General features: G+C 48.0%; 12 protein-coding genes. 3 read left to right on the forward strand and 9 right to left on the reverse strand.

All coding sequences use genetic code 11. The features are described from left to right. Positions 1 to 102: 102 nt before the first annotated feature. The 4 genes from vpsR to brnQ form a co-directional block, all read right to left on the reverse strand. Entirely contained in the window at positions 103 to 1,437 is a 1,335-nt protein-coding gene (gene vpsR / locus F0316_RS10540) for a cyclic-di-GMP-binding transcriptional regulator VpsR (protein ID WP_000107102.1), read from the reverse strand. 273 nt (positions 1,438 to 1,710) lie between these two features. After that, positions 1,711 to 3,243: a lysine--tRNA ligase gene (gene lysS, locus F0316_RS10545; protein ID WP_000128764.1), complete on the reverse strand. Its 1,533-nt coding sequence runs from the start codon at positions 3,241 to 3,243 to the stop codon at positions 1,711 to 1,713. A gap of 30 nt (positions 3,244 to 3,273) precedes the next feature. Beyond that, positions 3,274 to 4,372, reverse strand: a protein-coding gene (prfB, locus tag F0316_RS10550) for a peptide chain release factor 2 (protein ID WP_010895430.1) whose coding sequence is annotated in 2 segments (ribosomal slippage) — positions 3,274 to 4,296 and positions 4,298 to 4,372 — 1,098 coding nt in all. Because the reading frame shifts where the segments join, the coding sequence is not laid out codon by codon here. A gap of 169 nt (positions 4,373 to 4,541) precedes the next feature. After that, positions 4,542 to 5,855, reverse strand: coding sequence for a branched-chain amino acid transport system II carrier protein (gene brnQ / locus F0316_RS10555; protein WP_000815020.1), 1,314 nt, complete (start codon positions 5,853 to 5,855; stop codon positions 4,542 to 4,544). 308 nt (positions 5,856 to 6,163) lie between these two features. Here brnQ and F0316_RS10560 point away from each other — a divergent pair, with 308 nt between their 5' ends. Further along, a complete protein-coding gene (locus F0316_RS10560) occupies positions 6,164 to 6,886 on the forward strand; it encodes a tRNA1(Val) (adenine(37)-N6)-methyltransferase (protein ID WP_149560472.1) in 723 nt (240 codons plus the stop codon). A gap of 87 nt (positions 6,887 to 6,973) precedes the next feature. Then, a complete protein-coding gene (srmB, locus tag F0316_RS10565; RefSeq protein ID WP_000597952.1) occupies positions 6,974 to 8,245 on the forward strand; it encodes an ATP-dependent RNA helicase SrmB in 1,272 nt (423 codons plus the stop codon). Between the two features lie 121 nt (positions 8,246 to 8,366). Here the strand turns inward: srmB and prfC are convergent, their stop codons facing one another. Beyond that, positions 8,367 to 9,956 carry a peptide chain release factor 3 gene (gene prfC / locus F0316_RS10570; RefSeq protein WP_000108381.1) on the reverse strand — a complete coding sequence of 530 codons (1,590 nt, stop codon included), beginning with the start codon at positions 9,954 to 9,956 and terminating at the stop codon, positions 8,367 to 8,369. 209 nt (positions 9,957 to 10,165) lie between these two features. On the opposite strand from prfC, the gene F0316_RS10575 reads away from it, so the two are divergent. Beyond that, positions 10,166 to 12,223 carry a putative bifunctional diguanylate cyclase/phosphodiesterase gene (locus F0316_RS10575; protein WP_000160067.1) on the forward strand — a complete coding sequence of 686 codons (2,058 nt, stop codon included), beginning with the start codon at positions 10,166 to 10,168 and terminating at the stop codon, positions 12,221 to 12,223. Here the strand turns inward: F0316_RS10575 and rimI are convergent. From rimI to ubiT, 4 genes are all read right to left on the reverse strand, one after another. After that, a complete protein-coding gene (gene rimI / locus F0316_RS10580) occupies positions 12,212 to 12,661 on the reverse strand; it encodes a ribosomal protein S18-alanine N-acetyltransferase (protein ID WP_000214241.1) in 450 nt (149 codons plus the stop codon). The genes F0316_RS10575 and rimI overlap by 12 nt on opposite strands. Beyond that, on the reverse strand, positions 12,658 to 13,065 hold the full coding sequence (locus tag F0316_RS10585; protein ID WP_000953212.1) for a DNA polymerase III subunit psi: 408 nt from the start codon (positions 13,063 to 13,065) through the stop codon (positions 12,658 to 12,660). The genes rimI and F0316_RS10585 overlap by 4 nt, the downstream gene beginning before the upstream one ends. A gap of 110 nt (positions 13,066 to 13,175) precedes the next feature. Further along, positions 13,176 to 13,679, reverse strand: coding sequence for a GNAT family N-acetyltransferase (locus tag F0316_RS10590; RefSeq protein ID WP_000908540.1), 504 nt, complete (start codon positions 13,677 to 13,679; stop codon positions 13,176 to 13,178). Continuing rightward, entirely contained in the window at positions 13,663 to 14,190 is a 528-nt protein-coding gene (gene ubiT, locus F0316_RS10595) for a ubiquinone anaerobic biosynthesis accessory factor UbiT (protein WP_000932672.1), read from the reverse strand. Before ubiT ends, F0316_RS10590 begins: the two co-directional genes overlap by 17 nt. Between the last annotated feature and the right edge of the window lie 154 nt (positions 14,191 to 14,344).

Consider the following 14,344-nt stretch of genomic DNA (forward strand, 5'->3'; position numbering starts at 1 on the left):
GAAATTCGCTGTAGAAAGACGTCCCAAAAACAGTCTGTACTACAAAAAATTCAGCCACTTAACCAAGTGGCTGAACATGAGTACAAGGTAAATCAGCAAAACTTAGAAGTTTTCATCGGTGATCAAGTTGTGTTTATTCAGTAAGCGATACATGGTTGCACGCGATACTCCCAGCTCTTTGGCTGCCGTTGAAACTTGCCCAGAGTGCGACTCCAACACCAGCAGCAGTGCATCACGCTCGGAGCGTTCCCGAATGCTTTTCAGGCTGCGACGGCCATCGCTGCGCTTGGGAAGATCGAGCTGAGATTCATCCAGCACCACAGTATCTGACATTAATACCACACGCTTGATCTGGTTCATCAGCTCACGCACATTACCCGGCCAATGGTAGCGAGTTAACCCACGTACGGCATCATCAGAGAAGCTACGCGCCTGAGCGTTGTACTCTTTGGAGTATTCTTGCAAAAAGTGTTTAGCCAGTAGCACGATATCCGATGCGCGCTCTTTCAAACTAGGCACATTAATCCGCAATACGTTAATGTAGTGGTACAACTCTTCGTTAAAATCACCATCGATCAGCGCTTTTTCGATGTCTGACGAATTGGCGGCCAAAATACGCACATCGACTGCGCGAACCCCTTGGCGCGTCTCCACAGTCCCTTCTTGTAAGAAACGCAGTAGGTTCAACTGTTGGCTTTTAGGCAAGGTCAAAATATCGTTTAGCAGCAGTGTGCCACCATCCGCTTGCAGCAAAAAGGGTTGTTGACCTTCCTCCGTTTCGCCAAGACCAAACAGCTCGCTTTCAAGGCGCTTTTCTGACATAGCTCGGCAATTAACTGAAATGAAAGGTTTTTGTGCACGCGACGATGTTTTGTGAATCGCCTTAGCCACCGTTTCTTTCCCAGTACCACTTTCGCCATAGATCAAAATACTGACATCGGTCGGGCCAATGCGTTTGATCTGATCGCGCAAACGCTTCATAGGCATAGATTCCCCAATCAAGCCCATGTTGCCGGCCGAGCCAAAATGTGGCCACACTTTCTTTTCCAACTTCAGCATGCCAAGTTGGTGACCAATCGTGCTCAACAACTGAGCATCAGGGATCGGCGCAGTAAAAAAGTCGATACAGAAGTTAACGATAAATTGGCAAATGGTATCTGAACTGAGCTGCGCCTCACGAATGAACGCCAGCCAACGGACTTGCTTATGGCTACTCACCAAATTCGCAATCCCGTTAAGGCTAAATTCATCATGGCTTAAATCCACAATACCAATACATGGCCCAGTCTCGACAAATAACGCATCGGCTTTGCGCAAATCTGCTACTTGAGTACAGCGCCAACCCACTTTTTCCAACACAGCCAGCCAGGGTTCATAGGTACCTCCCACCACAACAAGAGAGCCAGGTACTGAATCCATACGGAATTGAGTGCTCATGAACCTATATTCCTTATTTTTATTGTTACGATGCGGATTATTCTATTCGCACCCACTACATGGTTACGGACGTTACATTAGCGAGACTTTGCACTAGAATCTGTCTCACAGATAAGACTAGCCAACAAATGCCCATTTTTCTAATCAACTTATGGGAGAAAGTCATAATTCAGTAAAAAGAATGACTTACATTGCACCGACTTGGCACGATTATTTCTTGAGGAAATAAAAAAAGCCGCTCAATAGAGCGGCTTTTTAATCAATCTACAGTGATTATTGCTGAGGGCGCATCGCTGGGAACAAAATCACATCACGGATAGTGTGAGTATTGGTCAGGAGCATAACCAGACGATCAATACCAATACCTTGACCCGCTGTTGGCGGTAAGCCGTGCTCTAAAGCGGTAATGTAGTCGGCATCATAGAACATGGCTTCATCATCACCAGACTCTTTCGCTTCCACTTGGGCTTTGAAACGCGCATCTTGGTCTTCAGCATCGTTCAGCTCTGAGAAGCCGTTTGCCACTTCACGGCCACCGATGAAGAACTCAAAGCGGTCAGTGAAGAACGGGTTGTCATCGCTACGACGTGCCAGTGGAGAGATATCTGCTGGGTAGCCAGTGATGAAAGTTGGCTGCATCAGTTTCGGCTCAGCCGTTTCACCAAAGATCTCTTCGAGAAGCTGACCACAGGTCCAGAAAGGCTCCACATCAACGTGAACGGATTTCGCGATAGAAACCATGAGGTCACGGTTTTGGATGTCTTCTTCGGTCAGAGCTTGGATCTGCGCGTGATTTGGGTTGTAGTGCTTGATTGCATCAAACATGCTCATACGCGCGTATTTACCACCAAATTCAACGGTATGCTCACCGTAAGGCATGGAGGTTGAACCGAGAACTTCTAACGCTACAGAGCTGAGCAGCTCTTCCGTCAGATCCATCAGATCTTTGTAGTCCGCGTACGCCATATAGAATTCCATCATGGTGAATTCTGGGTTGTGACGTGGAGAAAGGCCTTCGTTACGGAAGTTACGGTTGATTTCGAATACACGATCAAAACCACCGACAACCAGACGCTTCAGGTACAGCTCAGGCGCGATACGTAGGTACATCGGCATGTCGAGCGCGTTGTGGTGCGTGATGAATGGGCGCGCACTCGCACCACCAGGGATCACGTGCATCATCGGCGTTTCCACTTCCATGAACTGTTTTGAGATCATGAAGTTACGAATGGCTGACATCACCTTAGAACGTACAATGAAAGCGTTACGAGAATTTTCGTTGACGATCAGGTCAACGTAACGCTGGCGGTAACGCATTTCTTGGTCAGTCAGACCGTGGAATTTCTCTGGCAGCGGGCGCAGTGCTTTGGTCAGCAGTTGGAATTGCTCCATGTTGACGTACAAATCGCCTTTACCGGATTTGTGCAGTGCACCTTGCACACCGATGATGTCACCGATATCCAAACCTTGGTATTTATCTTTCAGCTCTTGTTGCACTTCTTTCGATGCATAAGCCTGAATGCGGCCAGAGGTTTCTTGAATCACCAAGAATGGGCCACGTTTTGCCATCACACGACCAGCGATAGACACCACGTGATTGAGCGCTTCCAGTTCTTCCTTACTCTTTTCACCGAACTTCTTCTGCAGATCACCCGCTAGGCTGTCGCGACGGAACGAGTTTGGGTGCCCGTTTGCTTTACAGTTCTTGCGGATGTGATCCAACTTGCTGCGACGCTCTGCAATCAGTTTGTTTTCTTCTTGCGCGATTTGCTCTTGATTAATCTCGTTTTGAACAGCATCAGTCATTTGCATGTACCTTGTTTGTCGGTAAAAAGCTTACAGGCCTGATTTCAGGCTAGCTTCGATAAATTTGTCTAAGTCACCATCGAGTACCGCTTGCGTGTTGCGGTTTTCAATACCTGTACGTAAATCCTTGATTCGTGAATCATCCAACACGTAAGAACGGATTTGGCTACCCCAACCAATGTCGGATTTAGCATCTTCGTTAGCCTGTTTCTCGGCGTTCTGCTTTTGCAGCTCCAATTCAAACAGTTTGGCGCGAAGTTGCTTCATCGCTTGGTCTTTGTTTTTGTGCTGTGAGCGATCGTTTTGACACTGCACGACCGTATTGGTCGGTACGTGAGTGATACGTACCGCCGATTCGGTGGTGTTAACGTGCTGACCACCGGCACCAGAAGCACGATACACGTCTATACGCAGATCGGCAGGGTTAATTTCGATATCTATGTTTTCATCTACTTCAGGGTAGATAAACGCCGAAGCAAACGACGTATGACGGCGGCCACCTGAATCGAACGGTGATTTACGCACTAAACGGTGTACACCGGTTTCCGTACGTAGCCAACCATACGCGTAATCACCAATGATACGCACTGTCGCAGATTTCAATCCTGCTACGTCGCCTTCCGACACTTCAATCACTTCGGTTTTAAAGCCTTTAGCATCTGCCCAGCGCAAGTACATGCGCAGCAGCATCGACGTCCAATCTTGCGCTTCTGTACCGCCAGAGCCGGCTTGTAGGTCAAGGTAGCAATCGGAAGAATCGTGATCGCCAGAGAACATGCGGCGGAATTCGAGCTGTTCAAGTTTCGCTTCTAGCTCATCCAATTCAGGACCAATTTCATCAAACGTTTCTTGATCTTCCGCTTCGATGGCCAGTTCTAGTAGACCTTCGACATCGTCGACACCACGATCCAGTTGATCGATGGTATCCACAACCGCTTCAAGTGCTGAACGCTCTTTACCGAGGGCTTGCGCACGCTCAGGTTGGGTCCAGACATCAGGTTGTTCTAATTCGGCATTGACTTCTTCAAGACGCTCTTTCTTGGCGTCATAGTCAAAGATACCCCCTCAGGATATTTGTGCGTTCAGACACATCCTGCAGGCGGTTTTTAATAGGATTGATTTCAAACATGTTGGCTTACGGGTTATGAATAGAAATTAACCGCGGAATTCTACTGAAAAATGTGATGAAGATACAGGAAAAAATACGTTATCCCGCCTTAGTAAACAGAATAAACCGCAAAAGATCCCTATAAAAAAGCGGAAGCCAAGGCTCCCGCTTAATCTGCTATTGAAGAGCGTTATGCTAGCTCTTCTTCTAGAACAGGGGATGATGCTGAAGGAATAAAGAACATGCAGATCATCGCAGCACAAGTCGGTAGCAACCAGCCCATACCATACTCAAAGAAAGGTAGGAAGCTGAACGCTGAAACATCAAAGCCCGCGACTTTTGCCGCATCCAGTAACGCCACCAGCAGAGAAACGGACAGTACAGCACGGTATGCTACCCGTGGGTTTGGCAGTTTGTGACGCACGAAAGTCAATGCGACCAGAGCAATCGCCACAGGGTACAGAGCAAACAGTACAGGAATCGAGAGTGTGATGAGCTGCGCCAAACCAACGTTCGCCACAACGCCACACGCTACACCATTAATCACTACCCACTGTTTGTAAGATAGCGACGTGTGTTTGCTGAAGAAATCAGAACACGCTGAAATCAAGCCAACCGCCGTGGTCAAACAAGCCAGCATAACGATAACCGAGAGAACCAACTGACCATAGCTACCAAAGAGAGCTTGTACGTATTGGCTTAAAATCGCACCTCCGTTGTTAGCCCCCGCCGCCACACTTGAGCTGGTTGCACCAAGATAGAAGAGCGAGCCGTAAACCAACGCCAAACCAACTGCCGCAATCACCGCAGAGCTGATCAGATAGCGGGTAGTCGCCGCACGATCGGTAATCCCTTTGCTACGCAGTGCATCGACAATCAAGATACCAAACATCAACGATGCGAAAGTATCCATGGTGTTATAGCCTTCCAAGAAGCCTTTGGTCAGAGGTTGGCTTAGGTACTCACCTTGCGCAGCAATCATCTCACCTTGTGGGTTCATGAACACGCCCAGCGCAAGGATAATCAGACCGATAAAGAGCGCAGGTGTCAGCAGTTTACCAATTAAATCAACCAGTTTGCCTTGAGACCATGAGAAGAACATCGCAACTGCAAAAAACAGCACAGAGAAAAGCGTGAGATAAGATTGAGTGCTCTCTGCAAAAAATGGTTTTACTGCCATTTCGTAAGCCACCAGACCCGTACGAGGAGCTGCAAACGCAGGACCAATGACGATCAGGATCAGTGCTGCCATCAGCACAGAAGCTTTTACAGGCAGATCTTTGGTGAGATGCTCCCAGCTACCACCCGCAACGGCAATCGCGATGATAGTGATCAGCGGCAAACCCACAGCGGTCAGCAAAAAGCCGAACATGGCAGGAGTAATGTTCTCACCCGCCAACTGGCCAGCGAGAGGTGGAAAAATGATATTGCCTGCGCCTAAGAAGAAGGCGAACAGCATAAAGCCCAAAGCTAAAATATCTGCTAGTTTTAACGTCTGCTTCACAGATAACCCTTATTTATTAAAGTAATGAATGTTGTGTATGCATTTCGCTGCTTAGAAAAATGTGATACCAAGCGGCTTATGGCCGAATAATGACGAATGCGCTTGTATTTCGCAACCGCAAAGCAAAAAACACAACAATAATTTATAATCACAACATTTATGCAGTGTCATATGCTAGCTGACTGTAAAAATGCAGAATTACGACCTGCTTTATAAGCTCATTTTTTCACCAATCAACAGAATAAAATATTATTAACCATCTTCAGAAGAGAGCTTTTCGCTTAACTCTGGTTTGACCTAGAATCTCGATGAAAACCAATAAATTAATCAATAAAAGCTTTCGCTTTAAACAATTCTCTATAGAAGAAGGCACATGCGGCATGCCAATCAGTACCGATGGCGTTTTACTCGGTAGCTGGGCATTTAGCCTCTCTCCAACGACGATTTTAGATATTGGCTGTGGTACAGGGCTTTTGAGTTTAATGTGCGCGCAGCGCTTCCCTCATGCCCACATCACCGCTTTGGATATTGAGCAAAGTGCGTATCAAGCGGCAGAGCACAATCGCCAGCAGAGTCCCTGGGCTGAACGCATCGAATGCCAACATGCCGATATTCTGCACTGGCAGCCCAGCAAACGCTTTGCCGCAATCATTTGTAATCCTCCTTATTTCAACAGCGGAGAAACCGCTCAACACCAAGTCAGAGCGACGGCACGCCACACCATTAGCTTGCAGCACCAAGCCTTGATTGAGCGCATACCTCAGCTCCTCGAACCCGATGGCGTAGCGAGTTTTATTCTGCCTAAAGCGGAAGGTGAAGATTTCATCGTCCTAGCCAAACAAGCTGGACTCTTTGTGGGTCGCTATTGTCAGGTTCAACCAACCACGGAAAAACCTGTGCATCGTCTATTATTTGAGCTGCACCTATCCCCTTGTTTACCAGTAGAGACAAGACTGGTGATCCGTGAGCAGCAAGGTTACAGTGAGACGTTTTGTCAGTTAACTCGCGATTTTTATCTGAAGATGTCGTAATTAAAGATGTGATCTAAAGCGTGATCCATCTATAATGTGCGCCCTGTTTTAAGACAGAGCCTTTCAACGCTTGTGGAGTAATTATTTGTGATTAAAACCTTTGCCGACCTCGAACTCGATCCAATTTTGCTTGAAGCGATCGAAGAAATGGGCTTTAGCCGCCCAACCCAAGTTCAGGCTGAAGCAATCCCGCAAGCACTGGATGGTCGCGATGTCTTAGCCTCAGCCCCAACAGGCACGGGTAAAACGGCGGCTTTCGTGATCCCAGCGCTGCAATATTTGCTCGATTTCCCACGCCGTAAAGCGGGTCCTGCGCGGATTTTGATCCTCACTCCGACTCGTGAACTGGCGATGCAAGTGGCTGAACAAGCACAAGCGCTGGCCAAAAATACTCGTCTGAACATTTTCACCATTACCGGTGGTGTTCAGTACCAAGAGCACGCCGATATTCTGGCCACGACTCAAGATATCGTGGTCGCCACACCAGGACGTCTGCTGGAATACATTGACGCCGAGCGCTTTGATTGTCGTGCGATTGAGTGGCTGATCCTCGATGAAGCGGACCGCATGTTGGACATGGGTTTTGGCCCAACCGTTGACCGCCTTTCAACCGAGTGTCGCTGGCGTAAACAGACACTGCTCTTCTCTGCGACTTTAGAAGGCCGCGGTGTGGAAGGCTTTACTGCCGATCTGTTAAAAGATCCCGCCCATGTCGATGCCGAGCCACCCCGTCGTGAGCGTAAGAAAATTTCGCAGTGGTACCACCGCGCCGATGATATGCCTCACAAAGTGGAGCTGCTGAAAAAGATCCTGACCGAGCAAGCTGAACGTTCTATCGTGTTTTTGAAAACTCGTGAGCGTCTCGCAGACCTGCGTGCTGAGCTGGAGAAAGCCCAGATCCCTTGTGCTTGGATTCAAGGTGAAATGCCGCAAGATCGCCGTAACAATGCGATCAGCCGTTTCCGTGAAGGCGATGTCAATATTCTGCTGGCTACCGATGTGGCGGCGCGTGGTATTGATGTGCCAGACATTAGCCATGTGATCAACTTTGACTTGCCACGCAGTGCTGACGTTTACCTACACCGTATTGGTCGCACCGGACGTGCCGGGAAAAAAGGTATTGCTATTTCACTGGTTGAAGCGCACGACCAGCCGATGATGGCGCGTGTTGAACGTTACATCAAAGAAGAAGTTAAAGAGCGCTTTATTGATGGTTTACGCCCTAAGCACAAAAAGCCTGTGTTTAAGAAAAAGAAAAAAGACAGCAAGAAAACCGCAGACAAAGGCGCGGTGAAAAAGAAAACCACCAGCAAGCCAAAAGCAAAAGCGACCAAGAAGAAAGCCGCGACCAAAGCCTAAGCGCAACCAAAGCCTAAGTAAGATAGGCAATCCAGTTACGAAAAAGCCGATGAATTTTCATCGGCTTTTTTATTTAGTTAGAGCAACGCGCACTAAATTGAGCGCGCGTTTCTGTTAATCCTTAATGTTCACGAGTCGCGCGGAATTTCACCTCAGGTGAACGCTCCTGCGCCAAGTTCAAATTCACCATGGTGGGTGCGATATAAGCAAGATTATCGCCCCCATCCAGCGCAAGGTTGCTCTGGTTTTTGCGTTTGAACTCTTCAAACTTCTTCACATCGTCACACTCAACCCAACGCGCGGTCGCAACGTTAACGCCTTCATAGATGGCTTCTACGTTGTATTCCGATTTCAGACGCGATACCACCACATCAAACTGCAGTACCCCCACCGCACCCACGATGAGGTCGTTGTTTTGGAGCGGACGGAAAACCTGTACCGCGCCCTCTTCCGAAAGCTGAACTAAGCCTTTCAGCAGTTGCTTTTGCTTGAGTGGGTCACGCAGACGAATACGGCGGAACAGTTCAGGCGCGAAGTTCGGAATACCAGTAAATTTCAGCGTTTCACCTTGGGTAAAAGTATCGCCAATCTGGATCGTGCCGTGGTTATGTAGGCCGATAATATCGCCAGCAAATGCCTCTTCTGCGCGTGCACGGTCGCCCGCCATAAAGGTTACCGCATCAGAAATATTAACCTGCTTACCAAGGCGCACATGGTTCATCTTCATGCCTTGCTTGTAGGTGCCCGATACAATACGCACGAAAGCAATCCGGTCGCGGTGTTTAGGATCCATGTTGGCTTGAATTTTAAACACGAAGCCAGTGAATTTCTCTTCGCTCGCCTCAACCACACGCTCAGCCGCCTGACGAGGCATAGGTGATGGTGCCCATTGGGTCAGGCCGTCCAGCATATGATCAACCCCAAAGTTACCCAGTGCTGTACCAAAGAATACCGGAGTCAGTTCGCCTTGCAGGAACAACTCACGATCAAACTCATGTGACGCGCCGAGTACCAATTCTAACTCTTCACGCAGCTGCGCCGCTAAATCAGCACCGACTGCTTGATCCAGCTCAGGGTTATCCAAGCCTTTGATAATGCGTTCTTCTTGGATGGTGTGGCCTTGGCCTGAAGTGTACAAAATGGTTTCATCACGATGAATGTGGTAAACACCTTTAAACTCTTTACCACAACCGATTGGCCATGTGATCGGCGAACAAGCAATTTTCAGCTCATTTTCCACTTCATCCATCAACTCCATCGGGTCACGGATTTCACGGTCAAGTTTGTTCATGAAGGTCACGATCGGCGTATCACGCAGACGGGTCACTTCCATCAACTTACGGGTACGATCTTCAACCCCTTTCGCCGCATCAATCACCATCAAACAAGAGTCAACTGCGGTCAGGGTACGATAAGTATCTTCCGAGAAGTCTTCGTGTCCCGGAGTATCCAAAAGGTTCACCAGACAATCGCCGTACGGGAATTGCATAACAGAGGTGGTCACCGAAATACCACGCTCTTTTTCCATTTCCATCCAGTCGGATTTTGCATGCTGATTTGAGCCACGGCCTTTTACCGTGCCGGCTACTTGGATCGCACGTCCGAAAAGCAGGACTTTTTCAGTAATCGTGGTTTTACCCGCGTCAGGGTGCGAGATGATCGCGAAAGTACGGCGCTTTGATACTTCGCCGAAATAGGGTGTAGTTGACATCAACAAGTTCTCTTTGTGCTCAATCAGCCCAACATAAGCTAGCGAGCGTTTCGGTTCAAATTTGCGCGGTATTCTCCCCTATCTTGGCGCAGGGAGCAACTTCACTGTATTCAATGAGTGAATTCATATTTTCTCATGGCAGTTTTAATTAATTTATCAATAAATTTGGACTATAACTGTAGAGAGTAGAAAAAAATGAAGTCGGGCCTATGACCAAATTTCGCAAGATTCATTCTTTGGCCTTTAAGCAAGCCAAAAGCGTGTTTTTAGTCTCTGTACTGTTGGGACTCTGTTTTAGTTTTTACCACACCTTATCCGATCTGCACCAAGAGCAGAGCAAGGTGCAGGAGCACTATAACTTTAAATTGGTGCAGAGTTATGAAAACGCCAGTCAGGCGGCTTACCATCTTAATAATCTACTCGCCGAGCAAGTCGCCACCACCTTGATGCTCGACCCTGGCATCTTCAAAGTGGAGATTGTAGATGACTTTGGCGATGTGATGACCCGTAAAGAAAAAGCAATCAGTGAACAGAGTCAATTAGTCAGTGTACTCGCTAGCTATCTTACTCCTGCGGTTTCCGTGTTTAGTGCCGAGCTGCATCAACCTAACTCCAACGTGGTGGTCGGCAAACTGAGCTTCTATATCGATGGCTCATCAATAGCCAAGGTGTTCATCGCCAAAACCACTCGCGTACTGCTCTTCGACCTATTACGTAATACGCTATTGACGACCATTTTACTGCTGTTTTTCTACCAAAAGCTCTCTCGCCCAATCACCATGCTGATCACTTGGGTTAACTCACTCAATGACACACAGCGCTCACCTCTGCCTCTTCGTCTTACTCATGACGATGAACTCAGTGAGCTCGCGTCGACGTTTCAATCGATGTGGAAAGGCAAAGAGCTGGCAGAATCGAAACTCAATCAATTGGCTTATTATGACAGCCTCACTGGCCTCGCCAATCGCAGTTTGTTGCTGCAAAAATTGAGTGATGCGATTGAAACTGCGCAAAACTCACACAGTACTGGCGTACTGTTCTATCTCGACTTGGATCGCTTTAAAACCATTAATGACTCACTCGGTCATACCATCGGTGACCAGTTGATTAAAGCCGTAGCGCTGCGCATGGAGGCATGGACTAAAAACGACTACCTGTCAGCACGAATTGGTGGCGATGAGTTCGCAGTGCTGATCCCTTATCTCTCGCCTGCGAAAGCTGAGGAAGTGGCTAAACAGCTACTCACTCTGATTTCCAACCCTTATGCGGTGGACGATCACCAGTTCTACTGTACCGTGAGTATCGGGATTTCGGTTTTCCCTTCCGTAGGGAGCAGTAATATTGATGTATTACGTCAAGCGGATACTGCACTGTATCGCGCCAAAGCCAGTGGGCGTAACAAATTCATGTTCTATGAGCCGGAAATGCAGGCGCAGGTGGAGTCTTTCCTTGAAATTGAAAAAGGCTTGCATGAAGCGCTCAATCAGCGCCAACTCGAGCTTTTCTACCAACCTCAGGTCGACGAGCAGCACAACATTATTGGTGTCGAAGCGCTGATCCGCTGGAACCATCCTAAACGAGGGTTGTTGCCTCCCGGTGTTTTTATGCCGATCGCAGAAGAAACAGGACAAATTTTACCGATAGGCAACTGGATCATTGAGCAAGCGTGTTATCAATATGCCCAGTGGAAAAAACAAGGCATTTTACCGCCCCATTTTCGCCGTTTGGCGATCAATATCAGCCCACTACAGTTTGCCCAGGAGTCTTTTATTGAGCAGGTGAACCACGCTTTACGCCAAGCAGGGATCACGGGGGAGCCGATAGAATTAGAGATAACTGAAAGCTTACTGCTGGAAAACGTTGAGAGCGCCATAGAAAAAATGGCCAAGTTGAAAGAGAGCCAAATCAGTATTTCGATTGATGACTTTGGAACAGGCTACTCTTCGCTGCGTTACCTCAAGCATCTTGCGGTCGATGTGCTGAAAATTGACCGCTCGTTTGTCAATCAACTGCACCTAGACGATAACGATCAAGCGATCGTCGACACCATCTTAGCGATTGCCAGAAAACTGAATTTAGAAGTGATTGCCGAAGGGGTGGAAGACACCTCTGAGTTGGCCGCACTCAAAAAACTGGGGTGTAACCAATTCCAAGGCTACCTGTTTGATAAACCGCTGCGAGCCGAAGAGATTGCGCAGCGTTTTGTCAGCAACAGTTATCGCAAAATTCAAACCTTACCCGTTGCGACAAACAGTTTACAAAAATAGGTAGCTCATGATGATCGCATCTTCACTCTTACCCTTTGCGACGGGGTAATAGTTAACACGGCGATCGATTTCATTAAACCCCGCTCGCTGATACAGCGCAAAAGCTCGCTGATTACTTTCGCGCACTTCTAGCCATGCGCTTTCTGCTTTTTGCTGTTCACACAACGCAATAAAGTGCTGCAAAAGCTGCTGACCATAACCTTTGCCTTGCTGCGCCGGATCAACCGCAATATTCAATAAGGTCACTTCGCCAACAATATTCTGGGCATAGAAATACCCCACGACCTGTTGATCCACCAACATGACTTGATGGCATGCTCCACGGCTAGTTAAATCACGCACTAAGGACTCCGCCCAAGGATGGGAATGCGCTGCACATTCAATGCGCCAAACAGCATCCAGATGGGTCGGTTGCATTGCAGTAAAAACAGTCGTCATGATGCGATTCCTTGATGAGCGCAAATTTGCTGCCACAACGCGCGGCGGTATTGAGTATTGCCATCAATGTCACTCAACCGCGGCGAATGCAGCTGTTTTTGAGCCTGATGAGATAAGGGATCGCAGCCCGCAAACCAGATCCACTCGAGTCCAGTATAGGCAAGTTGACTGAGCTGAATCGGTGCGATGTAGCGCACCATCGACAGCTCAAGCTGAAAGCTTTTGAGAATTCTCTCCAGCAACAGAATTTCCGCGCCTTGTGGCGGTTGATTGGCCACCAACAAGAGTCGGCAATCATGGTCCAGCGTTTGTGTGCGCGGCTGAAATCCGGCCAAACGCTCTGGATGGATCAATTCCCATTGTTGAATGTCCATCGCGGACAAATAGTGTGAAGAAGAAAGCATGGTGTTACTCGCAGCCTATCTGAGCGGCAATGCTAACAAACTGGTGATAGACGACTCAAGGACTAGAGAGAAAAAGGAGCAGAAAGGCTCCTTTTCAGTATGGATTGGATTTATAAAGCCGCAAACTCTTGGCTGTATTCAATCACTCCACATCGACCATCTAACTCACGCTCCCATAGTGCCACCACTTGAAATGCTCCCTGCGGTACATCCCAAGCACAACGCAGCGAATAACGCGCGGCATCTTCAAAGCCAAAACGTGAGTAGTAGGCCGGATCGCCAAGCACCACACAAGCAGGATAGCCAAGCTCCCCAAGCGAGCTTAACCCTTCTTTGACTAACTCGGCACCAATGCCTTGGCGACGGTATTCTTCTTTTACCGCGAGAGGTGCAAGACCTTGCCAGTTGAGATCCTCGCCTTCTAACGTGACAGGACTGAACATCACATGCCCAACAATCTCACCTTCATCATCGCAAGCCACCAGTGACAAAGTGCGCTGGCCATTTTCACGCAGCGCCATCACTAAATCCGCCTCTGCCTCAGTAGCAAAGACGTTTTTCAACAGTTGATCGACCACCAAAATATCAGCAGGCGCTTCAGTTCGAATAAGCATTAATAACCTCGTGGGATGAATTCGGCGTTTGCATCCCTTTATGCACAAAATCGGCCAGTTGGTGAAGCAAAATCTGTAACGCTTTCGGCAATTGTTGTAGATCCACGCTATCCATCAGGTTTTTCACTTCCAAACCGAGTTCGGTATCCCCTTCGATGGAGAGTCGACGCTGGAAGAACAGCGTATCTGGATCTTCCTTACGTCCGGCGATTAAAACCAAATCATTCAGATTTCCGCTAAAACTCACATCTTCAGCGACGGGTTTATCTGCGACGACTAACTTGTCGTTTTGGTAACTGATAAACCAGCGCAATTCCATGTCTTTTACTTCGACTTTCAGCCATTTATCTTCGAGGAATTCGAAGTCTCCGTCCTGTAAGGCTTCGCGGAATACTAAACCCATTGCATCAAGCAAGGCTTTTTTTTGAACGTTTTGGGGCAATAAGTGGATTGGAGATCGCAAAATTGAAGCAGCGTTCTGAACCAGTTGAGTGCGAATCTTGTTTAACACGAGCGTTATCCGTTACCTTGTTAGTCAATCTGCGCCCATCATACTGGATGTCAGCACCTGGATTCCTGTTATGTATCAAAAAATAACTTCAGGCCAAGATCCTTTTCTACTGTGGAAATCACAGTTATAGTTAATCATGTTACCGAATTGGTAA

It is taken from the genome of Vibrio cholerae (assembly GCF_008369605.1).
GTDB classification, from domain to species: domain Bacteria; phylum Pseudomonadota; class Gammaproteobacteria; order Enterobacterales; family Vibrionaceae; genus Vibrio; species Vibrio cholerae.

Excerpts from the sequence above, each read along its gene's own strand:
- rimI (WP_000214241.1), bottom strand. The coding sequence starts at position 12,661 with ATGACGACTGTTTTTACTGCAATGCAACCGACCCATCTGGATGCTGTT.
- vpsR (WP_000107102.1), bottom strand. The coding sequence starts at position 1,437 with ATGAGCACTCAATTCCGTATGGATTCAGTACCTGGCTCTCTTGTTGTG.
- F0316_RS10575 (WP_000160067.1), top strand. The coding sequence starts at position 10,166 with ATGACCAAATTTCGCAAGATTCATTCTTTGGCCTTTAAGCAAGCCAAA.
- F0316_RS10585 (WP_000953212.1), bottom strand. The coding sequence starts at position 13,065 with ATGCTTTCTTCTTCACACTATTTGTCCGCGATGGACATTCAACAATGG.
- F0316_RS10560 (WP_149560472.1), top strand. The coding sequence starts at position 6,164 with ATGAAAACCAATAAATTAATCAATAAAAGCTTTCGCTTTAAACAATTC.
- prfC (WP_000108381.1), bottom strand. The coding sequence starts at position 9,956 with ATGTCAACTACACCCTATTTCGGCGAAGTATCAAAGCGCCGTACTTTC.
- lysS (WP_000128764.1), bottom strand. The coding sequence starts at position 3,243 with ATGACTGATGCTGTTCAAAACGAGATTAATCAAGAGCAAATCGCGCAA.
- F0316_RS10590 (WP_000908540.1), bottom strand. The coding sequence starts at position 13,679 with ATGCTTATTCGAACTGAAGCGCCTGCTGATATTTTGGTGGTCGATCAA.